This is a genomic window from Microbulbifer sp. TB1203 (genome assembly GCF_030997045.1).
Classification (GTDB): Bacteria; Pseudomonadota; Gammaproteobacteria; order Pseudomonadales; family Cellvibrionaceae; genus Microbulbifer.
Genome location: NZ_CP116899.1, coordinates 3,119,872 through 3,145,720 on the forward strand (window position 1 = coordinate 3,119,872; position 25,849 = coordinate 3,145,720).

General features: G+C 60.4%; 14 protein-coding genes. 12 read left to right on the top strand and 2 right to left on the bottom strand.

From position 1 onward, the window contains the following. Nucleotides 1–197 precede the first annotated feature (197 nt). Nucleotides 198–2,168, bottom strand: a complete 1,971-nt coding sequence (locus tag PP263_RS13150) for a CBM35 domain-containing protein (RefSeq protein ID WP_308363981.1) — start codon at nucleotides 2,166–2,168, stop codon at nucleotides 198–200. Nucleotides 2,169–2,756: 588 nt separating this feature from the next. On the opposite strand from PP263_RS13150, the gene PP263_RS13155 reads away from it, so the two are divergent. The 3 genes from PP263_RS13155 to PP263_RS13165 all read left to right on the top strand — a co-directional run bounded on the left by PP263_RS13155 (nucleotide 2,757) and on the right by PP263_RS13165 (nucleotide 9,271). Next, nucleotides 2,757–3,452 (top strand): TonB-dependent receptor, encoded by a 696-nt coding sequence (locus PP263_RS13155; RefSeq protein WP_308363982.1) that lies wholly within the window; start codon nucleotides 2,757–2,759, stop codon nucleotides 3,450–3,452. Nucleotides 3,453–4,067: 615 nt separating this feature from the next. Next, nucleotides 4,068–7,325: a pectinesterase family protein gene (locus PP263_RS13160; RefSeq protein ID WP_308363983.1), complete on the top strand. Its 3,258-nt coding sequence runs from the start codon at nucleotides 4,068–4,070 to the stop codon at nucleotides 7,323–7,325. 110 nt (nucleotides 7,326–7,435) lie between these two features. Beyond that, nucleotides 7,436–9,271, top strand: a complete 1,836-nt coding sequence (locus PP263_RS13165; protein WP_308363984.1) for a pectate lyase — start codon at nucleotides 7,436–7,438, stop codon at nucleotides 9,269–9,271. Between the two features lie 126 nt (nucleotides 9,272–9,397). Here the strand turns inward: PP263_RS13165 and PP263_RS13170 are convergent, their stop codons facing one another. Next, on the bottom strand, nucleotides 9,398–9,658 hold the full coding sequence (locus tag PP263_RS13170) for a hypothetical protein (RefSeq protein WP_308363986.1): 261 nt from the start codon (nucleotides 9,656–9,658) through the stop codon (nucleotides 9,398–9,400). A 4-nt stretch (nucleotides 9,659–9,662) separates the two neighbouring features. Here PP263_RS13170 and PP263_RS13175 point away from each other — a divergent pair, with 4 nt between their 5' ends. From PP263_RS13175 to PP263_RS13215, 9 genes are all read left to right on the top strand, one after another. After that, complete coding sequence (locus PP263_RS13175) at nucleotides 9,663–11,315, top strand: rhamnogalacturonan acetylesterase (protein ID WP_308363987.1); 1,653 nt, start codon at nucleotides 9,663–9,665, stop codon at nucleotides 11,313–11,315. A 227-nt stretch (nucleotides 11,316–11,542) separates the two neighbouring features. Beyond that, complete coding sequence (locus PP263_RS13180; RefSeq protein WP_308363988.1) at nucleotides 11,543–13,114, top strand: RICIN domain-containing protein; 1,572 nt, start codon at nucleotides 11,543–11,545, stop codon at nucleotides 13,112–13,114. Nucleotides 13,115–13,338: 224 nt separating this feature from the next. Beyond that, nucleotides 13,339–14,913: an RICIN domain-containing protein gene (locus tag PP263_RS13185; RefSeq protein WP_308363989.1), complete on the top strand. Its 1,575-nt coding sequence runs from the start codon at nucleotides 13,339–13,341 to the stop codon at nucleotides 14,911–14,913. Then, nucleotides 14,910–15,872 (top strand): alpha/beta hydrolase, encoded by a 963-nt coding sequence (locus PP263_RS13190; protein WP_308363990.1) that lies wholly within the window; start codon nucleotides 14,910–14,912, stop codon nucleotides 15,870–15,872. The genes PP263_RS13185 and PP263_RS13190 overlap by 4 nt, the downstream gene beginning before the upstream one ends. A 198-nt stretch (nucleotides 15,873–16,070) precedes the next feature. Then, nucleotides 16,071–17,411 carry a pectate lyase gene (locus PP263_RS13195; RefSeq protein WP_308363991.1) on the top strand — a complete coding sequence of 447 codons (1,341 nt, stop codon included), beginning with the start codon at nucleotides 16,071–16,073 and terminating at the stop codon, nucleotides 17,409–17,411. Between the two features lie 368 nt (nucleotides 17,412–17,779). After that, nucleotides 17,780–19,798, top strand: coding sequence for a fibronectin type III domain-containing protein (locus tag PP263_RS13200; protein ID WP_308363992.1), 2,019 nt, complete (start codon nucleotides 17,780–17,782; stop codon nucleotides 19,796–19,798). A gap of 109 nt (nucleotides 19,799–19,907) precedes the next feature. After that, nucleotides 19,908–22,892, top strand: coding sequence for a TonB-dependent receptor (locus PP263_RS13205; protein ID WP_308363993.1), 2,985 nt, complete (start codon nucleotides 19,908–19,910; stop codon nucleotides 22,890–22,892). Between the two features lie 267 nt (nucleotides 22,893–23,159). Continuing rightward, complete coding sequence (locus tag PP263_RS13210) at nucleotides 23,160–24,746, top strand: pectate lyase (RefSeq protein WP_308363994.1); 1,587 nt, start codon at nucleotides 23,160–23,162, stop codon at nucleotides 24,744–24,746. Between the two features lie 115 nt (nucleotides 24,747–24,861). Beyond that, entirely contained in the window at nucleotides 24,862–25,614 is a 753-nt protein-coding gene (locus PP263_RS13215) for a rhamnogalacturonan acetylesterase (RefSeq protein WP_308363996.1), read from the top strand. The last annotated feature ends 235 nt before the right edge of the window (nucleotides 25,615–25,849 follow it).

Consider the following 25,849-nt stretch of genomic DNA (forward strand, 5'->3'; position numbering starts at 1 on the left):
GCGCTGCGGGGTTATTCCCCACTGCAGCCCGAAAGATAGGGCGGCGCTCGGAATAAGGGAGTGGACCTGTTGCGAGAACGATGCCTCGGACAACCGCGATTTGAACGCGGCCAGGAACATTCTCGCGCTCGGGCATGAGCTTCTCGTGGGAGAAATCCCCTTCCTTTAGGAAGGGGAGGAATGTCAATGAATATGGATTAGTTACAGCTGCCCGGCTGCGGGCTGCTGCCGGTGACATCCAGGTGGTCGATATTGGCCAGGCCTGCGCTGTCAGTGGCCTGCAAACGCAGTTGGTTAGAGCCTGCATTCAGCCCCACGTCCACAGTGCCGCTGTCGGCGTAGCTATCCCAGGCGCCGGTGCCGGGCATGCCGATACTGGCAACGACACCGCCGTTGACCAGAATATCTGCCGGCCTGTCACTGCCGCCGTTGGCGAAGCGCCACTGCAGGGTGTAGACGCCGGCCGCAGGTGCGGATACCGCCCAATTCACCCCGTTGCCGGAGGCATTGTCGGTGTTGGCGTAGCCGCTGCCGGTGTAACCTGCCCATTCACTTTCCACCGCGCCGTTTACAGAGCAGAAACCGCTGGCGTTTTCCTCCAAGGTGACGGTGGTGGCCGGGTCGCCGCTGGCGTTGTAGACCTCTAGTTCGGCTATCTGCGGCGCGCTGCTGGCAGTGTCGATCATTAGATTGATCTTGCTCATGCTTACATCGCCGAGATTCACCTGCAGTGCAGAACCGATGCCTGTGCCGGAGGCGAGTTCTGCACCGGTGTCGTGGTTCACCAGCCGCCAGTTTTGCACCGCGCTGCCGATCTCGCGAATGATCACGGTATTGAACGCGGTGGCGCTGCTCCATTTAACCGAGACGCGCTCACCGCTGGAGGATGCGGGCTGCCAGTAGCTTTGCAGGTCGCCGTCGATCACATTGCCATAGCTGCTGCCACTACCCTTACTGCTGCCGTCAGCGCCCGCACCGATGGAGAGGTTAGTACCCAGTTCGCCACCGGAACCACCGGAAGAGCTACTGCTGGAAGAGCTGGAACTGCTGGAGCTGCTAGACGTAGAGCTGCTGCTGGATGAGCTCGATGAGCTGGACTGACAATTGCCGTCGGATTCCAGCAGGCCAGTATCGGCGCCCGCTGTGGCCAGAACTATCTGCGGCACGCAACCGGCATCGTCCCGGGTGTAGGAGTAGGGAATATCCATGGAAACTGTCGATACAGGGTTCGGGCCTGCGGGATGATTGCTATCACCCTCCTCGGACCAGGTAACGTTGGAAAAGATATTTCCGCTTACGTCCCAAAAACCCATGTCGTTGGTATAGAAAGTTCCCAACACATCCTTGGAGTCCTCGAAATAATTGTTGTCCACCTTGATCTGGCCGCCGATGCGCGGATTCAGGCCGGACTTGTTGAGGCTGCGATAGTAGTTGTTGAACGCGTGCGCGGTCGCATGGCGCAACAGCGGCACCCGCGAGTCCAAGTTCTCGTACAGGTTGTGGTGGTAGGTCACCGGTCCGTTGGTGTCGTCGCTGTCGCTGGAACCGACCAGGCCGCCGCGGCCCGAATTGCGCAGGATGCTGTAGGAGAGGGTCACGTACTTGGTGTTGTTCTTCATATCGAAGAGTGCGTCGTATCCCGCGCTTTCGCCGCCGGAGGCCTCAAGCGTGAGGTGATCCGCCCAGACGTTGAATACATTGCTCTCCATACCAACGGCGTCACCGCCATTGGAAATCGGCGAGCCGGATTTCTTGACGTTGCGCACATGCAGGTTGCGCAGAATGATGTTGGATGCGCTGCGCAGGTGGATACCCAGCTCATCGAACAGGGCGCCGTTGCCGACGCCAACGAGTGTGACGTTGCTGACCTCTTTGAGCTCGATCTTGTCTGCGGCGGTATTGCAGCTGTCACCCGAGACCTGGCTGGTATTGCCGTGATTAATGGTGCCCTCGACCTGGATGATGATGGGCGTGTCGCTGGAGGCGCGATTGCACAATGCCGCGTGAATCTCGGTGCCGGTGGTCGCATAGACGACTTCACCCCCTTCGCCGCCGGTAGTGCCTCCATTTAAAGTGGCATAGCCCACCGGCTGTGCCCAGGTGGCGACAGGCAGCAGGCCGGCCGCCACCAGGCCCAGAAGGGCTGGCGCTCTTGAGAATTTCTTCATGATACGGTCCTTTTTATTGTCTGTTATTGGTGACGAGCCGTGGGAAGTCTCCCGGTCTCATCGCTGTACCGCTAAGATTTTGGTTGCCACCTCAATAAATTGGCAAAACCAAATCCGGCAGGAGGCTAGACCTGTTTAGTATTCCTGTAAAGCCTATTGGCGCGTAATTACACACAGGATGGGCGAGACAGAGAGCAGTTCGCATTCTGGTTACTCAAGTTTCAGAGTTCAGATCAAGGCGCCGTGCCGCATGGTGGTCCGCTGTGTCTGCTGCGGGGCCTGCCCTGCAGGCGAAAAGACAGTGCTAAATGGCAACGCCATTGTTCGCCAGCAGGGCTGGTTCCGCGAACTCCGGAACTTGAGTTGGTTAATGGCTATTGGCAGGACATCAGGGCAAAAGCCCCGCAGAACGCTAATAGATATTGAAAGAGTCTCGGTAAAAAGTACCAGAGGCTCAATCAAATGTTGGCCCTCCCTTTATTGTTATGTTGTCAAAATGCGATAAAGAAAATGGTTACCGGGGGGCTTATCCCGCCGTCCCGGCCAGCTTTCTGCCTGCAATTTCACTTGCTCAAGAGGCAACTACAGTTGACCAGCAAGAAAACAACAGTGCGGGTATGCAGGAAGGGATTGAGGAGGTTTCCGTCCTTGGCTCCCGGCGCAAGTGGAAAGATCAGCGCTATCTTTTCCAGTACCGGTAGACGTTCTCACCGGCTCAGATCTCCAGCGCCAGGGGAATACAAAAACCATCGAAGCATTAATCTCGATCGTTCCTTCCCTCAATGCAAATCGGGAACCCAATTCCGATGCGGCGACGATGGTGCGCCCGGCTGGCAGCGCGCGAAGACCGTATCATTCAACTGGAATGACACCACGGTTACGGGTCGTGAACAGGCGATCAGCGATGGTCGTAAACATGAAATCGAAGACGCTTTGCCGGACACTCGCACAATCTTCACCGTGTCCCACACCAAGGGCGCTTTTAGCGGGCTGCTTCGTATCAATTACTATGATGAAACCTACGAGAGCCTGTTTAATGACCCGAATCTTCCGTTGGTAACGGATCCCCTCGTCATCGTTGATGCCGAACTCGGATGGGATTTCGACGACACCTTCTCTGTTGCTGTCGGTGCGAAGAACCTGTTCGACGAGCAGCCGGATGAGTGGAAAATTGATGATTGGAATGGACGCACGCCTGGCTTCCTGGGGGCGATCTATCCGGTCAACCACATTGCCGGATTTAACGGTGGTAGCTACTACCTTAGACTGAGCAAGAAGTTCTAGTCAGCATTCTCTGGATGTAACCGCAGTGATTTAAGGGGGCCACCTTGTAGGATGGGCAAAGCGCAGCGTGGCCCATCTTCCCTGGGCCAAGTTCTCGGTTGTCGATAGGGGCGCACTTCGCTCTCCATCATGAGCGCCTCTATTTTTTAATCCGGGAAATTGTTCCCCTGCTTCAAAACTTCAAGTTTCGGAGTTCAATTCCGAGTCGGGATGGGGGCCGCCATCGGCAGGTGCCTCGAACTCCGAAACTCGAGTTGCCTACCCGGGGTACAGACCCCCCGATTTCGGAGGATGGCCTGTTTGTGCTCCCCTCAGGGCCTCGATAAGCACACTACGCTTTGCCCATCCGCCTGCCAATTGTCCTGCCGATCCTTAGCTTAGTAGCACCTTTTCCGACGTTCCGACAACGGGAAGTGCCCAAAAACGGTATCCGAGCGCAGATCCTGATGGTTTGGCGCACTTTTTGCCTTGTCACTCCAACCATTAGATTCTGTCTATCCAAAGTGGACTTACCAAATCTCCAAAGGTATGCTATTTGCGCAATTTGCGCCGAACTGACACCACAAGACGGCCAGCAGTATTGCTCACAAGAATAAATGAGAGGAGCAAGTCCCAATGAAAACACCTTCCCTGCTCACGCTAGTCGCCCTATCTGGATGGCTTGCCGCCTGTGGCGGCGGTTCCAGCGGCGGTTCGGACCCCGGCGATACCTCAAGCAGCTCTTCAAGCAGCTCCAGCAGTTCGTCAAGCAGTTCCAGCAGTTCGTCAAGCAGTTCCAGTAGCTCGTCAAGCAGTTCCAGCAGCTCGTCAAGCAGCTCCAGTAGCTCGTCAAGCAGTTCCAGCAGCTCGTCAAGCAGCTCCTCGAGCAGTTCCGGCGGCAGCGCCACCACCGCCTTCACCTGCCCGGAAGACGGCAGCCTGTATTTCTGCGACGACTTCGAAGACGGCGAATTCGCCAGCAACTGGGACGCGGTGATCGACGGCTACGGTCTCCCCGACCCGGGCACCTTCGACATTCTCGACGAGGGCGACGCCGGCAAGTCCCTGCGCTTCACCGCTCGCACCCGCGGCGACAACCTGAACGAGGGCGAACTGATCCTAGTCAAGGAGGCGGCCTTCTCCGGTGTGCCTGTGGACTACTCCGTGGAGTACCGCATACGCCCGCGGGCCAATGGCAACACCGGCAACAAGTTCCTCTTCGCCATGGGCCGCTATCAGGGGCCACTGGAGTGGTATTTCGGTGGCCTGAATATGCAGAACAGCACTGACACCACCCAGGTGGAAGCTGGGCTGGCCAATGGCGGCATCAGTCGCCTGGCAGTGGCGAGAAAGCCGCTGGAACTCGGCACCGAGGGCGGCACCGACGGCACCTGGTACACAGTGCGCTTCGATATGGTGGGCTCCACGGTCACCCTCTACCTCGACGGCGAGGAACTGGGCTCCTTTACCGATCCCGACAGTCTCTACCAGACCGCCGGCCGCATCGGTTTCTTCACCTACAACCGCTCCTTCGAGGTGGATTATGTGAAGGTGGGCGACCCCAACATCAAACCGGTGCAGCTCACCCTGGACTACGCGGAATCCACCTGGGTCACCACCGCCGGCGATCCGGCGCTGGAAGTGAACGTCACCGCGATAAAGAGCGACGGCGTCACTGCCGACACCTTTACCGTAGAGTCCAGCAATCCGGCAGCGGTCTCCGTGGATGTCACCGACAACACAGTGACCCTGACTCCGCTGGCCGAGGGCGACGCCACCATCACCTTTACCAGCGACTCCGATACCAGCCTGCAGAAGGCCATCGAAGTCAGCGTGGCCAAGGCCTTCGAAATGCCCACCGCCACCTACGGCGACCTGAGCACCCGGGTCAGCCCGATTCCGGGCAACACCGGCGAGTACGAGGACACCCGCCTCAGCATCACCTTCGACGGTGCTCCCACCCTCGCCGAAGTCGGCTCGGTGCGCATTTTCCGCGCCGATGACGACACCGAGGTGGACGCCCTCCGCGCCGGCGGCGAGATGGACACCCTCGGCTACGAAGGGCAGAGCAGTACGCGCACCCTCAACGTCAATCCGTTCGAAATAGATGGCAACACCCTGACCATCTCGCCCCACACCGGCGCACTGGACTACGGCGTTGAGTACTATGTGGCCATCAGCAGCACCTTTTTGGAGCCCGGCGTACAGTTGAACGGAACCGACTTCGTCGGCCTGGGCAAAGACGCCGGCTGGAGCTTCACCACCCGCGCCGCCGGCCCCAGCGGTGCCGACGTAACGGTGGACGACGACGGCGCTGCGGACTTCCGCACGGTGCAGGGAGCGCTGAACCATGTGATGGAGAATGTGGCCGCAAACGACCCAGCCACCATCACTATCAAAGCCGGCGACTACCGCGAGGTACTGTTCCTGCGTGGCAAGGACAACGTCACCATCCAGGGCGAAGGCTCCGGGGCGACGGTGATCCGCTACAGCAACAACAACGCGCTCAACCCCGGCACCAGCACACGGCCTATCTTCCTGGCGGAGAGCTCCGACATGCTCACCCTCAAGGATCTCGCCCTGATCAACACCACCCTGATCGGCGAGGGAGGCCAGGCGGAAACCATCTACTTCAACAACGACGGAGGTCGCCTCATCGCCACCAACGCCGCTTTCATCAGCGAGCAGGACACCCTGTTGCTGAAGGGGTGGAGCTGGTTCTACAACAGCCTGGTGGCCGGTAATGTGGACTTCATCTGGGGCACGGCTCAGGCGGCGGTGTTCGAAGACAGCGAGATCCGCACTATGACCCGCACCGACGGTGGCCAAGGCGGTTACGTGCTCCAGGCGCGCACCGCCGAAAGCTCGCCGGGCTTCGTGTTCCTGAACTCCACCCTGACCCGCGATGCAGGCGTGGCCGATGGCACCCACTATCTGGCGCGCAGTGGCGGCAGCACCAGCTACTACGACAACATCGCCTTTATCAACACCAAGATGGACACCCACGTGGCCGATATCGGCTGGCATCCGGACCGGACCCCCAACCCGGCCATCGCCACTGCCGATGCCGGCTGGCGCGAGTACGGCAGCATGGACCTCGCGGGCAGCCCGCTGGACCTCTCCAATCGCTGTAGTGGCGGCGACACCTGCTATCTGCTGAGCGAGGCGGAAGTGGCCGAGCGCTTCTGCTCCCGGGCGCAGATCTTCGCCGGCTGGAACAGTGGCGAAGGCTGGGACCCCATGCCGGAGCAGCCCAATGACGAACTCTGCCCTGCAGAGCCGGTACCCGAGCCGAGCCTGTGGAGTGGGAACGCCATGATACTGGGCGGCAGCAGCACCGGGGTCAGTGGAGAAATCACCGCACAGACGGATACCAGCATCACCTTCACCGTCAGCGGCGGCAAGTTCGAGCAAACTGCCCAGTCCTTCTACTTGGCCTCGCAGGAAGTGACCGGAGACTTCGTGCTCACCGCCAAGCTCAAGTCCGTGGGCGAGCCCTACCCCCACCCCCAACTCCCGGTGGGCCTGATGATGTGCGAGTGCGACACAGCGAGCGGAGCCACATCGCCACTTGCGACCTCGGGCGCGTACTTGTCAACAGACAGCGGCTGGCTGACCCAGTACTCCCGTGTACTTGAAGACGGCGGCACCTGGGGCACCTCCAGCGGTAAGTTCTCGGTGACCCCGGGCGACAGTCTCTACCTGAAGCTGCAGCGAGTGGGCAATAAGTACTACACCTTCTACTCCATGGACGGCGGCGGCACCTACGTGTCCCTAGGCGCCGGTACCTACTCCGACACCAACCTGCCGGACACGATGAAAGTGGGCCTCTTCGTTGCACCCTCTTACAGCGACCAGACCTACACCTTCGAGGACATACAGTTGGTGCAGTAATACTAGACCCGAGCGGCACCGGATCCCCGGAACCTACCTTGTAGAACCCGGGCCGGTGCCCACTAAGCCAGGCCACGCGGCGCCCGCCGCGTGGCCTTCGGAGAAAAATCATGTGTAATTCGAGGAAAATCCTGCTGAGCCTGGCGCTGTGTAGCGGCCTGGCCGCCTGCGGCGGCGGAGGTGGTAGCGGCGGCGACAGTGGCATCAGCTCCAGCAGTTCGAGCAGCAGCTCTTCCAGCAGTTCGAGCAGCAGCTCTTCCAGCAGCTCGAGCAGCAGCTCTTCGAGCAGCTCCTCCAGCAGTAGCAGTTCGAGCAGCAGTTCATCGAGCAGCTCCTCCACCAGCTCCAGCAGCTCGTCCAGTTCGTCCAGCGGTGGCTCCGGTTCCGGCGGCAACGCCGACGGCGGCTTTGCCGGCCACGACTACCTGCTCACCGGCGGCGCCGGCGGCCTGGTGTACACGGTGAACAACGGCGCCGACCTGCAGGCCAAACTGGACGAGGCCAAGACCGCGGGCCAGCCAGTCACCCTCTACATTGACGGCACCATCACCGACCTCAACACCGGTACCGGTACCGACATCGAAATCAAGGACATGGACAATGTGTCGCTGATCGGTGTGGGCGAAAACGGCGAGTTCGACGGCATCGGCCTCGGCATTCGGCGCGCCAACAACATCATCGTTCAGAACCTCACCTTCCATGAGGCCTGGCCCGGCCAGGAGCGCGACGCCATCGACATCGAGGGCGACGACGACGGCTCCACCACCAGTCATATCTGGATCGACCACTGCGAGCTGTACAACTCCCTCGCCGTGGACAAGAACTACTACGACGGCCTGATCGATTCCAAGAGCGGCGCGCGCTACATCACCGTCTCTTACAGTTACCTGCACGACGCGCACAAGACCTCCCTGCACGGGCACACGGACACCGACAGCAACCCGGACACCGACCGGCTGGTGACCTTCCACCACAACCGCTTCGAGAACCTGTCCGCGCGCGTGCCCCTGTACCGGCACGGCAAAGGCCACGTGTACAACAACTACTACAACAACATCACCTCCAGCGGGATCAACTCCCGCGCCGGCGCCGAGATGCTGATCGAGCACAATGTGTTCGAGAACACCAAGAACCCGATCGTGTCCTTCTACTCAGACGTCATCGGCTATTGGAATCTCAACGGCAATGTGTTCGGCACAGGGGTCACCTGGAGCGATGACAGCGGAAACGACATCACCGCCCAGAGCGGCGAGTCCACCTCCAGTTACACCGTGCCCTACGACTACACCCTGGACCCCACCGACGGGTTGAAGGAACTGGTCATCGCCAACGCCGGCGTCGGCAAACTGGACCAGTCGGGCCTGGAAATCCCCGACCCGGTCACCCCCGCCGACGAAGTACCGGCAGAGGAGGAACCGATCCTGGAGGACGTGGCCCTGCCCTACGCGGAAAACTTCGCCACCGACACCGGCACCTTCTTCACCAGCGACTACCGCGACCTGTCCGGCGCTCCCGGCAACGGCACGCCCATGTACCACCGGGTGACCGGCACCGCGGAGATCCAGAGCGGCGCGCTCAGCCTCACCGGCAGCCGCGTGTCCGTGGGCAACAGCACCCCCGAGGTCGCCACCGCCCCCACTGACACTTCGACCACCGGCGTCTTCGACCTGAGCGCACCCTACCAGGTGTCCTTCAAGGTGGTCAGCGTCGGCGGCGACACCAGCAAGTACTTCCAGCTCTACGTGGACAATAACACCTTCTCCAGCGGCAACTCCGTCTGGGGCTCCAGTTCCAAGTTCTACCAGGTGCTCCTGAGTGAACTGGTTGCGGGCCAGACCTACACAGTGCCGGGCCTGACCGCCAGCAGCACCTCCTTCCTCACCCTGAGGACAGAGAGCGCCGCCACCGTAGTGCTGGACGACCTGTTGATCGAGGCGGCACCGTGATATTGAGCACCATAATCTTGAGCACCATGAGCCCATCCCGGCTGAAGTATGCCGATGAACCGGGGACGGGCTCAGTAGTAATTAACAATCCATCATCAGCGGAGAGATAATAATGAAAACCCCTGGTTATTTAATCGCATCTATTCTACTGGGTGCCCTGCTTACCGCTTGCGGCGGGAGCGGAGGCGGAAGCGGCGGTGATAGCGGCAGTTCAAGCAGCAGCTCTTCCAGCAGCAGCTCATCGAGCAGCTCTTCCAGCAGTTCGTCGAGCAGCTCTTCCAGCAGTTCATCGAGCAGCTCTTCCAGCAGTTCGTCGAGCAGCTCCTCCTCCAGCAGCTCGAGCAGTTCCAGTAGCTCCGGCGGCGCCACTGGCGCAGCACCGACCATCCATATGCTCGGCGACTCCACCATGACTGACTACGGCGAAGATCGCTTGCCGCAAATGGGTTGGGGGCAGGCAATGCCGATGTTCTTCAGCGAAGAGACGGTCATCAACAACTGGGCCAGGGGCGGACGCAGCTCCCGCAGTTTCTACTATGAGGCCGAGCGCTGGCCGGCCGTCCTGCCACTCATTAAAGCGGGCGATTACGTCATCATCCAGTTCGGCCACAACGACCAGAGGCGCGGCGGCGACTACGCTGAGGCCGGTACCTTTGCCTACTGCCCCGATGGCACCGAGAACGGCGAGGGCTGCCCCGAGGACCTCGACCTCGAGGGCCCCGACCCCGCGGCCCCCTACTATGAGCACTCCTACTACCAGTTCCTGAAGCGGTACGTGCTCGAGACCCGCGCAAAAGGCGCAATCCCGATTCTGATGACGCCGATCGTCCGCAAATACTTCAGCGGCGGTACCATCACCGAAAAAGGACAGCACAATCTTGAGACCAAGTACGATGGGGAAAACTTCCCGCGGGGCGACTACCCGGCCGCAATGAAAGCGGTTGCGGACACCTATGGCGTACCGTTCGTGGATCTCACCGCCGAGACCAAAGCCATCGTGGAAAGCTACGGTGATGAAGCGGCGACAGAGCACCTGTACATCGCTGCCGACAGCACCCACCCGGCGAAGCTCTTTGCCATCCTGATCGCCAGGGCGGCCGTCCAGGGCCTGGAGTCCCAGGGCCTGATGGAGGGACATATTGTCGAAGCCACTTCCCTGGTGGCCAGCCCCGACAACCTGGACTGGGGAAATCGCTATGTCGATGTTCCCAACACCAAAGAACTCACCATTTCCGCCTTCGATCTCGTGCCGGCAACCGGCTCCGTCGATGTAACCGCACCGGACGGATTCCTGTTGAGCAATTCGGCGGACTCCGAGGTATGGAGCAGCTCCACTACCATTGACTTCACCAATGGCGCTTTCACCTCCAACCTCTACGTGCAATTCACCGCGGCAAGCGAGCAAGCCTACACGGGAGACGTGAGCTTTGCGTTGGATGGCACCGAGCTGGGCACCGTGGCCGTGTCGGGCACCGGCGTCGCGGTGGGCGCAGGCGTGGCTTCCTATTCCCGCTGGTTTACCGAAGGGGCGTCCACCACCGCAATCACCGACGGCCTGGTGAGCGCAAGCGACGCCCTGGTGAACAACCTGGAGGCGGGCAATACCAAAACAATGGCAGTTGATGGGCAGGACACCGGTGTCGCCAGATTCCAGGTGTTTGGAGAGGCCATGGTCGCCCGCAGCGATGACCGCTACCTGCAGTTCGCCGTCACCGCCGAGTCGCAGAAATTCTATGTCGACACCATCTCCGTCTACCTCGCCTCCAGCGGAGGCTCGACCGTAGAGGCCGATATCGAGTACTCCCTGTTCGCCGATTTCAGAGAGCCGGTCAAACTGAACGAAACATCCCTCCTCCCCAGGGATGATACTGACCTTACGGTGCAGGAATACAGTGTGATCAGCACGGTGGATCCCACGGACGCAGACCCCAACAACGACACCCTGTACGTCCGGATTTTCCCCTGGAATGCCTCAGGCGCAACCAGCACCGGAAAGTACCTCGGCATCTACGATCTCAAGGTGGACGGCGTCAGCGGGGAATAAATGGAAAGGGTGGGCTTCCACCCAAAAACCCCGGGGAATTTCCCCGGGGTTTTCAAGGAAGTTATTCGCAAGCAGTAACCATGAACCATTAAAAAAACAGAGTAACTACTCCTCCCTGTAGGAGCGGCGGGACGGCCATCCGCCGCTCCTACAGGGAAATATCGACCTTCCCATTCACCTTAGGGTAAGTAGTTACAAAACAACGATAAATCCTTCAGGAGCAGAAAATGAACTCAATAAAGATGCTCGAAGGGCGGACCTGGCTTCTCGGCCTGGCTGCCCTGGTTGCTCTCGCCGCCAGCGACGTCCGCGCGGACAACTGCGACGCCCCGCCCACCAGCGGCGATGCCTACAAACTGATCAATCGCGGCTCCGGCTACGCCCTGGACGTGGCAGGCAAATCCTCCGCTGACGGCGCCAACGTCCTGCAGTGGAGCGAGCACACCGACACCAACCAGCAGTTTCTCGCCACCGACCTGGGCAATGGCTACTGGAGCCTGCTGGCGGTGCACAGCGGTAGCTCCCTGGATGTGGCGGACTCGTCCTCCAGCGACGGCGCCAATCTACAGCAGATGACCTACGACGGCGACCTCAACCAACAGTGGCAGTTTAAAAAATCCAGCAGCGGCGGCTTTGCGGTGGTTGCGCGCCACTCCGGCAAGCCCATCGCCGCCGAGAGCAGCAGCCGCGGCGCCAACGTTTCCCAGACCAGCTTGTCCGGCGACAGCCTGCAGCGCTGGTACTTCAATCCGGTGGACGGCAACTGCGGTGATGGCCCCACAGGTTTCGCCGCCCAATCCGGCAGCGACGGCCTGACCACCACCAAAGGCGGCGGCAACGCGACACCGGTCACCGTCGACAGCTGCAGCGCCCTGAAATCCGCCCTGGAGGCCGATGGCGAGGCGGTGGTACAGGTGCCCGACAACACCACCATCGACTGCCTGACCGAGGGTCGCCCCATCGAGGTCTGCGAAGTCGCCTGCCCCGACAACCAGGACCCTGGGGAATTCACCTACCGGGTTCCCGGCAGCGGGCAAACCTGCATCTCGCTGGGTTCGAACACTAACGATACCGTCACCCGTGACCGCTTTGACACCAACATCCGGGTAGCAGACAACAAGACCCTGGTCGGCCTGGGTCCCAACAGCCGCATCGAGGGCGCCAACCTGGACCTGCGCGATTCCAAAAACATAATCGTGCGCAACCTGTCCATTGCCAACGTCAACCCGCACCTGGTGGAGGCCGGCGACGGCATCACCCTGCTCAACTCCAGTCACGTGTGGATCGACCATGTGAGCTTCAGCATGATTTCCGACGGTCACGTGGACGCCAATAACAGCGAGAACGTGACCCTGAGCTGGAACCACTTCGACGGCCGCAATCCCTATGTGTGCGCCAACCAGCACTGGTACGTCGCCTTGGTAGGGGACTCCCAGGTGAGCTACCACCACAACTTTTTTGACTACACCGGCGGGCGCAACCCGAAAGTGGATGGCAGCGCCTCCCGCGCCCACCTCTACAACAACTACTACAAGAAGATCACCTATTTCGGCATCCAAACCATCAACAGCGCCCAGGCACTGGTAGAGGCCAACTACTTCGACGACACCCGCGCGCCCCACTGGAATGTATCCGGTTTTATGAGCGCCAGCGACAATGTCTACACCGGCCGTTCGGCTACCGACCCAGATCGCGACAGCGGTGATTCGGTATTCGGCGACGTCAGCCTGTACAACTACACGCTCGACGACGCCAATAACCTGCCGACCCAGTTGGAAGCTGGCACGGGGCCGCAATGACGCAATGAAAGGTGCGGCGATGAAAGGTGCCGCAATGAGGGCCCGGCGATTATTTCGCACCGGGCCCTCCCTTTGGGAGCCAGCGCTGCTGGCGACAAGGCTTCGACAATGCCCGAATCCGGGTCGCCTGCTGGGCAGGCTCTTACAGGGAAATATCGACGTACCCGTTATTCCGAGGGTAAGTAGTTACAAAACAACGATAATTCCCTTCAGGAGCAGAAAAAATGAATTCACTAAAAATGCTCGAAGGGCGGACCTGGCTTCTCGGCCTGGCCTCCCTGATTGTTCTTGCCGCCAGCGACGTCCGCGCGGACAACTGCGACGCCCCGCCCACCAGCGGCGACGCCTATAAACTGATCAACCGCGCCTCCGGCTATGCCCTGGACGTGGCAGGCAACTCCACCGAGGACGGCGCCAACGTGCTGCAGTGGAGCGAGCACACCGGCACCAACCAGCAATTTCTCGCCACCGACCTGGGCAATGGCTACTGGAGCCTGCTGGCGGTGCACAGCGGCGACTCCCTGGATGTGGCGGGCTCGTCCACCAGCGACGGCGCCAATATACAGCAGATGGCCTACAGCGGCGCCAGCAACCAGCAGTGGCAGTTGAAAAAGTCCAGCAGCGGCGGCTTTGCGGTGGTCGCGCGCCACTCCGGCAAGGTAATTGCCGCCGAGAGCAGCAGCCAGGGCGCCAACGTGTCCCAGGCCCCCCTGTCCGGCGACAGTCTGCAGCGCTGGTACTTCAACCCGGTGAACGGCAGCTGCGGCAATGGCCCCACAGGTTTCGCCGCCCAGCCCGGCAATGACGGCCTCAGCACCACCACCGGCGGCTCCGCAGCCACCAGCACCACCACCGTCACCAGTTGCAGCGCACTCACCGCAGCGCTCACCTCCAGTTCGCCGGAGATCATCCATATCCCCGACAACACCACCATCGACTGCCTGAGTGAGGGCCGGGCAACCCAGGCCTGTGCCGTCGCCTGCCCCGACTACCAGGACCCGGGGGAGATCACCTTCCGGATTCCGCCGAGCACCCACAGCTGTACCGAATTGGGCTCCGTCAGCGACGCCACCGTTACCGTGCTCCGATACGACACCCGCATCAACGTGACCGACAACAAGACGCTGATCGGCCTGGGGCCAAACAGCCGCATCGAGGGCGCCACCCTCAATCTGTCCGGCAGCAGCAACATCATCGTGCGCAACCTGACCATCGCCAACGTCAACCCGCACCTGGTGGAGGCCGGCGACGGCATCACCCTGTACAATTCCAGTCACGTGTGGATCGACCACGTGGGCTTCAGCATGATTTCCGACGGTCACGTGGACGCCAATAACAGTGAGAACGTGACCCTGAGCTGGAACCACTTCGATGGCCGCAACAACTATGTGTGTGCCAACCAGCACTGGTACGTCAGCGTGGTAGGGGACACCCAGGTGAGCTTCGACCACAACTTCTTCGACTACACCGGCGGACGCAACCCGAAAGTGTACGGCAGCGCCTCCCGGGCCCACATCTACAACAACTACTACAAGAAAGTGAGTTTCTTCGGCGTCAATACCAGCGACAACGGCCAAGCGCTGGTGGAAAACAACAACTTCGACGACACCCACTACCCCCACTGGAATCTATCCGGCTATATGAGCGCCAGCGGCAACGTCTACACCGGCCAATCCGCTACGGACGACGAACGCGATTCCGGCGATTCGGTATTCGGCGACGTCAATCTGTACGACTACACTCTCGACGACGCCAACGACCTGCCGGCCCAGTTGGAAGGCAGAGCGGGGCCGCAGTGAAATTCCTGCAGTTGTTGACAGGGGGGCTGTGGCTGTTGCTCTGGAGCTGTTTTGCCGGAGCGCAGGACTACACCCTGGACAACACCTACAAAAAGCTGTCACCCCGCCACCCGGACATAGTGCCGGTGCGGCTGCAGCCGGCCGATGGCGTACGCCACCGACCGGCGCAGACCTATCGCACTGTGGATGGACGGCAATTGCAAATGGATGTGTTTGCGCCGGTGAACGCCCCGGCGCCACGGCCCGGCCTGCTGCTGGTACACGGCGGCGGCTGGCGCTCGGGGGACAGATCCCTGCTTGCACCCCTGGCCCAGGGCCTGGCCGCGCGCGGCTATGTGACAGCTACCGCAAGCTACCGGCTTTCCACCGAGGCGGTATTTCCCGCTGCGGTGGAAGACTTGCTCGCGGCGCTGGCCTGGCTGCGCTCCAACGCGGGGGATTTCAACCTCGACCCCAGACGCCTGGCCATCGGCGGCAGCTCAGCCGGCGGCCAACTGGCGACCCTGGCCGGCCTTTGGGCCGGGGACCCGGACCGTAATCCCGGTGGTGCGCCAGTGGCGGCCATCGTCAATATCGACGGTCTGTGGGATTTCACCACGCCGCTGGCGCTAAAGTTCGAGAACGATCCGGCACGGCCGGTGACCTCCGCCAGCGCCTTCCTCGGCGGCCGTTTCGAAGTAATACCGGACACCTGGCGCCGGGCTTCGCCCATCAATTACCTGAAAGCCGGCTCGCCGCCGCTGCTCGCCCTCAGTGGCGAGAACCCACGCTTTACCGCCGGCATAGAAACCGTCGCCGCCCAGGCTCCGGTCCTGGGTGTGCCTTTCCGTCACCACCACTACACCGGCGCGCCGCACAGCTTCTGGTTGTTCGAGCCCTGGTTCAGCCAAGTTGAAGCGCAACTGGACGAATTCCTTTCCACCGCGCTTGCCGAAAACGCACCCAAACCGGAGCCATAACCCGATTCCACGCCATGCGCATCGACGGCCTGCCTGGGACAGGCGCGACGACGTGCCGGGACCCAGTGGGTGTAAATCTTCTTGCCGAAGCCTTACCAATTAGACTAAATTGTCTGACCAATACCGTTTTCACAAACTGAGTCTTTCTGTGTACTCGAGTTCAACAACAACAAAAAGCGCAACGTCGAAGGCCCTACCATGAAGTTCTTCCCCAACACGACACTCACCCTGCTTTTACTGAGCGGCCTGACCGCCTGCGGCGGCGGTGGTGGTGGCGGTTCGGACGGCGGCTCGAGCAGCACTTCATCCAGCAGCTCGTCCAGTAGTTCTTCGAGCAGCTCCAGCTCTTCAAGCAGTTCGTCGAGCAGCAGTTCGTCCGGAGGCTCTTCGAGCAGCTCCAGCAGCAGTTCATCCAGCAGCTCTTCCAGTTCCTCTGGCAGCTCCAGTTCCGGCGGCCCAGTCGAGGGCCTGCTCTCCTGCGAACAGGCCAACACGGTGCAGGGCTTCGCCTCGCTCAATGGCGGCGTCACTGGCGGCGCCGGCGGCACCTACGTGGTGGCCACGACCGGCGCCGATATAGTGGCTGCCCTGGCCAGCAAGCAGGACAACCCGACCCCGCTCACCATTTACGTCAACGGCACCATCACTCCAGAGAACTCGGGCGGTGCCAATCAGTTCGACGTGAAGGACATGGAGGATGTGTCCATCATCGGCGTGGGCAACGCGGCGCTGTTCGATGGCATCGGCATCAATATCGTGCGCGCCAATAACATCGCGGTGCGCAACGTCACTATGCGCTATGTGCGCATCGGCCAGAAGGATGCCATCAGCATCCAGGGCGGCGGCAGCAACATCTGGATCGATCACAACGAGCTGTACAACGATCTCGAGACGGCCAAGGACTACTACGACGAGCTGGTTAGCGGCAAGGACGGCATCGACAACGTCACCCTCTCCTACAACTACATGCACGATAGCTGGAAGACCTCCCTGTGGGGTTCCAGCGACACCAACGACTTCGACCGTCACATCAGCTTTATCGGCAACCGCTGGGAGAACGTGAACTCGCGCCTGCCGCTGTTCCGCTTCGGCAAGGGCCATGTGGCCAACAACTACTACAAAGATGTGCTTGGCACCGCCATCAACTCGCGAATGGGCGCCGAGATGCGGGTGGAAAACAACTACTTCGAGAATGCCAGCAACCCGCTGATCTCCCAGGACAGCATCGAAATCGGCTTCTGGAACCCCAGCGGCAACTTCCTCCTGAACGTCGAATGGGGCCCCTTCCCCAGCAGCAACTGCACCAGCAGCGAAGACTGCGTGTGGGGCGGCCAGCCAAGCACCACCCAGAACGGTGGGGAATTCACCGCCATCAGCAAGAACCTCGGGGCCATCGACTTGAGCAGCTATGAGCCACCCTACACCCTGCCCTGGGTGGTGGAAGGCGCCCAAGTGAAGGATTACGTATTGACCAACGCCGGCGTGGGCAGGGTGAGCCGTGACTGCCTGGGCGTTCCCGAGGACATCATCGAGGGCTAAACCGGCGGTGGCAGCAGCGAGCCGGTTAGCGGCGATGGCGAACCCGGCGCCGGCCTGACCACCGGCGAGAGTGGCTGACCTCTTTCAATCTTTCAGTCTCACAGCACTTCAGGCGTCTCTTGTGGCGCCTTTTTTTGCGGTTTTTTTAACCGCCCCCCCTTCAACAGGACGAAAAATACGATAATATGAAAGAAAAATACGCCAAAATTCCAAAATAAGCTCAGAGGGGTTTGACCAAAGTCACAAACCACTTGATATGGTCAAGCCAATTTGCTTACACTGCTTATCCAAAGCGGTTTCCAAACCGAGCCTGCGTATTTTCGAAGCTCGATAAAAATAACTAACCGATGACGTAGAGAGGAAAAGCCATGAAATCCTGGCCTAGCACTGCGATACCCTTAGTCCTATTTTCCAGCATGAGCGTCCTGACCGCCTGTAGCGGCGGCGGCTCTGATTCCGGCAATGAGGGGGATGTGGTTTCCACACCGTCCTCCAGCTCTTCCTCAGGGGGCACGTCTTCCTCCTCCGGAAGCAGCTCTTCCGGCGGCTCCTCGGGCAGTGGCATAACCAATACTCCAATGCCCTTCCACGAGGACTTCGGCGATGGCCTGTTCACCGCCTTCGACCAAGCTGACACCATTTATTTCTTCAGCTCTCAGTACAAGAGCCTGATGACGGCGCAGGAAAACGCCGAATACGAAGACTCTTATCCGGCCCTCTGGTATCCCTCCTGCTGCTTCTTCGAGGACGACAATAATCCAGACCCGGCCAATATCACCGTAGACCACGAAGCCCGCCTGGGCATCGTCAGTGACGACGGCAACCCGTCCTTGCTGATCGGCAATGCTCGGATCACTCTCGGCCAGACCCGCTCGGAACTGGCAAACCCGACCGCCAAGAGCGCGGAGAATACCGATCCCAAGAGAGACTCCACTGCCGGCGACGCCACCCCCGAAACCGGCAGTTGGGGCGAGTTCGACCTGAGCCAGCCCTACCGCATCTCGTTCTGTGTCAAGGCGGTGCGCGGCACTGGCGGCACCCTGGAAGTCTACGCCGACAGCAACCAGGCCAGTACGGCCACCGGCACCTCCATCCACAGTACCCCGCGCCTCGTCGCCGCCAGTACAGACAACCTGGTGCCGGGCGAGAGGTTCGAAATCAATGTCCCCGGAGATACCGGCGGAGACCAGATCGGCAGCGCCACTTCCTTCCTGCAATTCCGCGTCCCCAGCTCCGGTGGCGTCCAGATAATCATCGACGACCTGCTGATCGAATCCCAGGGCGACAACGGCCAGGAAAGCCTGCCAGCCTGTAACACCTTTACTGACGCCACGCCGCCGGCCGCTCCGGAAGCCGCCCCGGCCCTCGCTCCCCGCGATGGCTCCCTGTCCGTCAGTTGGGACAGCCTCTCAACAGCCAATACCTACGACCTGGCCTGGAATACCAGCGACAGCACCGATGGCGCCACCCTGATTGAAGGCATTGACGGCACCAGTACAGTGATCGACGGCCTGGAAAACGGTACCCAACACTTCGTATTCATGCGCGGAGTCAACGCCGCCGGCCCGAGCGACTGGAGCCCCTCCGCCGCCGCTACTCCGGAAGCGCCCGCCGGTTGCTCGCCCACCACAACAGTGGATACCACTATTTCCTGGGATGTGTGGGACGGCTGCCTGGCACCCAATGAGGCTGGCGCAGTGGTGGTGAACGGTAGCGAACTCGGAAACTTCACCGTGTCTGACGGAAACGAGGCCTACTACACCACCAACGACGATGGCACCACTTCCCTTGACACCACCAGCGATGCCTCACTCACGCCCAACGCGGACCTCTCCGGGGTAATGGCTGATTCCAGCGCCGGCTACCCACGGCACTTCACCTGGATCGGGCGTATCAATACCCCAACCAACAGTGCCCGTGGCCTCGAGGTGGAGATTTCCTTCGGCGAGGCGGACGGCCGCCGGGTGAAGGCTATCCTTCGCCCAGACAGCGGTGACGGTCGCATCCAACTGGAGAGATTCACCGACGGTTCCACCACGGCCCAAGCCGACGTGGCTATGAACGACAGCTACCATATCTACCACGTCGCCCTCACCCTGAACGGCACGACGGACATCACCGCGCGCGTCTACCGCGATGGCGAGAACATTTCGCATCTGTTCGCGGGCGACGAGGTCTCGGTGGAAATCAGCGGCACCGGCCGCGACGGCGGCAGCAGCTCCCCCCGCCTACGCATCGGCGAGGGCAGCAGCAGTGCCTACAAGGCCGACGTGGACTGGCTGATCTGGACCGACGACGCCACCACCGCTGGCCTGGAACCGGCCGATTTGGTGGGCCAGCTGCCCGAGGGCATAGGCGAACTCGGCCCTTACGCCCCCGCACTGTGATCTTGTAGGAGCCTGCTTGCAGGCGAACAGCGGGGCCTGCGGGCCCCGCACAAAAAACAATAAAGGCGGCAGCGAAATAGCCGCGCCGCCCGGCAAAGGTGAGAAAACAATGAAACACCACAGCAAAAAAATCCTGCCCCTGGCCATAGCCCTGGCCAGCGCCCAAGCGTTTTCCCAAGAGGAAGACGAAAATACCCTGTACGACGCCGCCCTCGAAGAAATTTATGTAGAGGGCGTGCGCAGTGCTGATGCCAACGCCCGCGCCGCGGAGCGCAGCAAGGACAACTTCAGCTCCATCGTCACCCAGGACGATGCCGGCAACTTCTCCGACCAAAACGCGGCAGAATTACTGCAGCGCATGCCAGGCATCACACTGCAGAAGAGCGAGGGCGAGGGCAAGTTCGTCAACCTGCGCGGCCTGGGCCCGGGCATGGTAAGCGTGCGCATGGACGGCAGCACCATGGCCAACGCCGGTGGCGGTACCAATGAAACCCTGGAGGACCGCGCCTTCTCCCTCGACAGTCTGCCCTCCGACGTACTGCAGTCCATCGAGGTGAACAAATCCCTGACGCCGGACATGGACCTGGATGCCATTGGCGGCAGTATCAATGTGAAAACCCTGTCCGCCCTGGATCGCGGCAAAAACACTTTCAAGATCCGCGCACAGAACTACTACCAGGACCAGGCGGAGGAGAACTCCCCCAAGCTCACCCTGCAGGGCACCAACCTCTTCCTCGACGACACCATTGGCGTCGCCTACACCGCCTCTTGGGAGAAGCGCGTGACGCAGGGCTACGAAACCCGCCACCATGCCAACTCTCTCCCCAGCTACGTCACTGTCGACGACACGACCATGCTGATCCCGTGGGAATTCGAAACCCGCCAGGAAAACGCCGAGCGCGAGCGGGTGGCGGCGTTGCTCAACCTGGAATATCAGCCCGACGACGACAGCCGTTACCACTTGAAAGTCAATCACAACAGCTACTCGGACGAAGATATCGCCCTCCGCGAGTACTACCGTTACAACTACAGCGGCTCCAATGATGTGGTCTATCTGGACCCGGCCAACAACGTGTTCGGCGGCGGCAGCGCGGACCTGCAGCAGCAATTCTTCATCCAGGAATCGGAGGTCACCACAAATACTATTGCCCTCGGCGGCGAGAACCGTTTCGGTGACGGCTGGGAAGTGGATTACGAGCTGGTGAGTTCTCGCAGTGAAAATGAGAAGCCAGATGGCCGACGGGTACAGTTCCGCGTTCGCAACCTGGGCGCCATCGGCCGCTACGGCGACGGCTACATCAACGGCCAGATCGTTGACCGGGACTGGCTGGAGGAGGTGAGCGGCAAAAGCGTCCCCTCCACCGGAGGCCAGGATGGCGCCGGCTACCGCTTCGGCGAAGTTTCCCAGCCCTATATGGGCTACGACAACATCTTTCTGGAAGACAGCCTGCGCGAAGACGCGGTGGACCAATTCTCATTTAATCTGCGCAAGGACTGGGCGGATGGCGGCTTGCTCAACTACATCAAGACCGGCGTCAAGGCGCAACAACGGGATCGCAGTAATGACAAGAACCGCGCCAGCGTAGTGCCAGGCGACAAGTACGATGCCGGCTGCGGCGACGATCTGGTGTGCGAAGACTTGGCCCGCTCAACCCTGGGGGACTTCGCCACCTATATCCCCGAGAACGTCAACTTCGACCACGCCTTCATCACCCGGAGCGATGCTGAGCGCCTGATCGCCGCCACCCGCGCCATCGGCGACCAATACGACCAGGCGGGACGGGAGGTGGATTCCACCAAACTGGACTACGACTTGAGCGAAGACACTTCCGCCGCCTACCTGATGGCGGAATTCCAGGTGCTGCCGGAGGCCACCCTGATCGCCGGTGCTCGCTACGAGCGCACCGAGTTCGAATCCACCGGCTATATGGCCATGCGCAACGATCGCAACGAGGAAGGAGACGGCCTGCAGTCCCTCGACATAGCCCTACCCTTGGACAATGTCGGCAACAAGTACGACAGCTTCCTGCCGGCGCTGCACTACCGCCACGAGTTGAGCGAAAACCTGCTAGGCCGCGCCGCCCTCTGGACCAGCTTCAGCCGTCCGGACTTTGGCAAGAGCCGCGGCTTCTTCGAGGTAACGGACCGGGTGGTCTTCTGTAATACCGATCCGGCTTACACCGGTGAAGAGCGCTGCAACGAGGACCCGGCCGATATCGGCTCCGCTCGCGGCGACGTGGACTACCAGGCGCAGTTTTTCGAGATGTCCTCGGACAACTCAGTGCGCATCGGCAACCCCGGCCTGGACCCGATGCGGGCTACCAACCTGGACTTGTCCCTGAGCTACTACGGCGAGGAAACTTTCCTCGAAGGTGCCCTCTTCTACAAGGACATCAAGGACTTTATCGTCGATGCTTCCGGTGTGAACATAGCCATCAGTGATCTGCCCTTCCGCCTGCCGGTGGAGCAGGTGACCATGTTCAATATTCCCGAAGACCTCGTCATCACCAACGCCACCACCTACCTCAACGGTGAAAGCGCAGCCGTATACGGTGCCGAGCTAAGCTACAGCCAGTACTTCGAAGGCCGTTGGGAAGACCACTATATCGGCCGCTGGCTGGACAACATTTTCATCCAATCCAACCTCACTGTGCAGAAGAGCGACGGCAAGGTGGGCGATACCGTGCGCGCAGGCAGCATCCGGTTGCCGGAGCAGGCTGACATGGCAGCCAACCTGACCCTGGGCTGGGAAAACGACGACCTCTCCGTGCGCTTCATCGCCAACTACACCGGCGAAATCTTGAAGCGTATCGGCAGCTGTACCGAGGCGGATATGGCTGCAGACGCCGCGTCCGGCCTGCCGACCGAATGTCAGGCCTGGGCGGATGTATACCAGGATGAGTCGGTGACATTCGATATCAAAGCCACCTACCGCGTGATGGATGGCATGCGGGTTTACCTGGATGCCATCAACCTCACCGACAGCGTTGACCAGTACTACTTCACCGGCAACCAGTACTCCGGCGGCCGCATGCTGTTCGACGTGGAGCAATACGGCCCCGGCTACCAGTTGGGCCTGACAATGGACTTCTAGCATCTATGCCCCATGCCCCGCCTTCGCGGGGCTTTTTTGCGTTATGGAGCAAAGTAAAGGGGGCGAATAAGGGATAGGGTGGATACAAATCGGCAGGATAGCCGATTTGGACGCCGAAGGCGTCTGCGAAGCAGGTGAGCGCCAAGGATGGCGCGAATCAACCGAAAGGCGTCCACTGAAAGGGATCGGGTCATGGAGATGGTGGATGCCCTTCGCTTATCCACGCTACAAAAATATTTTGAATTTGCATCATCAGAGGAATCGTCAATGAAGTTGTTTCCCACACCACTGGCCCTGGCCGCATCCCTGCTACTCGCCGCCTGCGGCGGTGGCGGCGGCTCCTCCGACACCATCCCGCCGGCCAATGGCTCCAGTTCATCCTCGTCGAGTTCATCCTCCTCGAGTTCATCCTCGTCGAGTTCATCCTCCTCTTCGGGAGGCTCGTCGTCCAGCAGCAGTTCAAGCTCGTCCGGCGGCAACACCGGCTCCGCCAATATCAGTGAGGAATGCCGCACGCTGGCCACCAACCCCAACGTCAACTGGCGGGATTCCGCGGAGCTGGATACGGACCAGGAAATCGTAGAGTGCCTGTCCCAAACCCTGGGCCGCGCCGTGGGCTACGGTGAAAACGCCCTGGGCGGCTACGACCCGAATGGCAGCAGCAAACTGGTAGTTATCAAGAAAAACCAGGCTACGTCCGTCGAACAGCAGATCTACGATGCGGTCAGCAGCAGCGCTCACAACTGGATAGTGTTCGACAAGCTTGACTTCGCCGAGGAAACGGAAGTCTCCATGCATCGGGTTTACTGCAACCGCTCTTCTGTGCAATCGGCGATCGAAGGCACAGAAGCCCAGTGTATCGACTACCACCAGTGGTGCGCCGACAAAGGCGTGGCTGAAGCCAACTGCGTGGCGGAGTTCTTCAACAACCGCCTCAATGTCAGCGGCCTGCCCATTGGCAATGCGGATGTGGGCTCCAACACCACTCTGGACGGCCGGCAAAGCAACGCCTATTTCCGTTTCAACGGTTTTGAGGTGGACGGCGCCCAGAGCGTGATTCTCACAAGCCTTGACTTCCGCGGTGCCGGCCACGTCGAGGATCATGCACTGGACCCGGACATGATCCGCAATGACGGGGCGCAGGATGTCTGGATTCACAGAAACAGCTTCGACCTCACTGGCGACTCCGCCTTCGACGTGAAAAACGCTGCGCACAATATCACCATGTCCTTCAACCGGCTGATGGACGTGAAGCGGGCCAGTTTGCACGGCTCGAGTGATACAGAGACGGGCATAGAAAATATCCGCACCACCATGCACCACAATGCCTTCGTCACCCGCGACGCCAAGTTCGAAGAATTCTCCGGCACCGCACGCCGGGTGCCGCTGATCCGCGGCGGCCGCACCCATGCGTTCAACAACCTTTTTATGAACTACCGCAAGGACGTGTTCAGCGCGCGGGTCGGCGCCCAGGTACTTTGGGAAAACAACGCCCTAATAGTGAACGAGGTACACGGCGTGTCCCCCGGCATCCTGCGTAACGATCTGGCGCGCGACAATTACTCTGACGACGATACAAGCAACCAGAGCAACTTCCGCGCCGAGGGCACCTTTGTGTGGCTCTCCGATAGCGCCTGCAACCTGAATGAGGCCAGCTCTATCGAAATCACCAATGCCTGGGGTACCGTAGAAGCTACCGGCTATTCAGTCGATTCAGTGAAAACCGAAGCCGGCCAGGACTTAGTGGACTACGTCAGCGCCACTGCGGGCAAATACGGCGAAACGCCCTTCAACTCGCCGCTGTCCAACGACATGAACTACGTTCTGGGCCTTGGCAAGGTTTCCTGCCAGTAGATGAGGCTACACTCCAATCCGCTCCCCTCTCCCGCTTGTGGGGGAGGGGGCTGCCCTGGACACCGATCGCGGCCAACGGCCGCTCCTACAAAATACACATGAACAAGGCGACAAAATGAAAAAAATACTTTGCGCTTTCTCCCTACTTCTCCCCCTGCTCGCCCAGGCCGAAACCGTCTTTATGGCCGGCGATTCCACCATGGCGTTCAAACCGGTCAAGGACCTCCCGGAAAACGGTTGGGGTATGCCCTTCTCGCTGTTTTTCAATGAAAGTATCAAAGTGGAAAACCGCGCGATGAACGGCCGCAGCACCCGCACTTTTATTGAGGAGGGGCGCTGGGAGAGCATCGAAAAATCCCTTCAGCCCGGCGATTTCGTAATTATCCAGTTCGGCCACAATGACGAGTCGGAACACAAGAAGGATCGTTACACTCCTCCGGAACAATACAAGGCCAACCTGGCTCGTTTTATCCGCGAAACCCGCGCCAAGGGCGCCACACCACTGTTGATGAGCCCAATCACCCGGCGCTATTTCAACGAAGACGGCACCATCAAACACACCCATCCCTACGCTCCCTTGAGCCGGGAAGTGGCCAAGGAAGAGAAGGTGGATTTTATCGATATGGAAGCCATTACCCGCGAACACTTCCAGCAACAGGGCGACGAGAACTCCGCCCTGCGCTTCCTGCATATACCGCCGGACACCCATCCAAACTACCCTAACGGCGTACGCGACGACACCCACCTGAATCAATTGGGCGCGCGGGAAGTTGCACAGCTGGCACTAAGGGAAATGAAAAAAATGGGCCACCCACTGGCAAAGAAATTACGCGAACCGGAAGCCAAACACCTGACGTTCAGCTATTGACCGGGACTCTGGTCTCGGAATGATTGTGCGCTGTAGGGGCTTGCTTGCAAGCGAATAACTACGGAGCTCTGGCCTGTTCGCCTGGCAGATTTTTTGCTCCTGCAAAATCTGCATTTCCGCCGTCCGTGGCGGTCACAACAGGCTCCTACAAAGTGCCCCCGGGACCGCGGAGCTCCAGCTCCGCAAGCGGGCCGCGGGCCCGCCCCACGGACTCAGATAAAACTCGGCAGGCAAC

Coding starts and splice junctions, on each gene's coding strand:
- PP263_RS13150 (WP_308363981.1), bottom strand. CDS start 2,168: ATGAAGAAATTCTCAAGAGCGCCAGCCCTTCTGGGCCTGGTGGCGGCC.
- PP263_RS13160 (WP_308363983.1), top strand. CDS start 4,068: ATGAAAACACCTTCCCTGCTCACGCTAGTCGCCCTATCTGGATGGCTT.
- PP263_RS13165 (WP_308363984.1), top strand. CDS start 7,436: ATGTGTAATTCGAGGAAAATCCTGCTGAGCCTGGCGCTGTGTAGCGGC.
- PP263_RS13170 (WP_308363986.1), bottom strand. CDS start 9,658: ATGGTCGGTGCTGCGCCAGTGGCGCCGCCGGAGCTACTGGAACTGCTC.
- PP263_RS13175 (WP_308363987.1), top strand. CDS start 9,663: ATGCTCGGCGACTCCACCATGACTGACTACGGCGAAGATCGCTTGCCG.
- PP263_RS13180 (WP_308363988.1), top strand. CDS start 11,543: ATGAACTCAATAAAGATGCTCGAAGGGCGGACCTGGCTTCTCGGCCTG.
- PP263_RS13185 (WP_308363989.1), top strand. CDS start 13,339: ATGAATTCACTAAAAATGCTCGAAGGGCGGACCTGGCTTCTCGGCCTG.
- PP263_RS13195 (WP_308363991.1), top strand. CDS start 16,071: ATGAAGTTCTTCCCCAACACGACACTCACCCTGCTTTTACTGAGCGGC.
- PP263_RS13200 (WP_308363992.1), top strand. CDS start 17,780: ATGAAATCCTGGCCTAGCACTGCGATACCCTTAGTCCTATTTTCCAGC.
- PP263_RS13205 (WP_308363993.1), top strand. CDS start 19,908: ATGAAACACCACAGCAAAAAAATCCTGCCCCTGGCCATAGCCCTGGCC.
- PP263_RS13210 (WP_308363994.1), top strand. CDS start 23,160: ATGAAGTTGTTTCCCACACCACTGGCCCTGGCCGCATCCCTGCTACTC.
- PP263_RS13215 (WP_308363996.1), top strand. CDS start 24,862: ATGAAAAAAATACTTTGCGCTTTCTCCCTACTTCTCCCCCTGCTCGCC.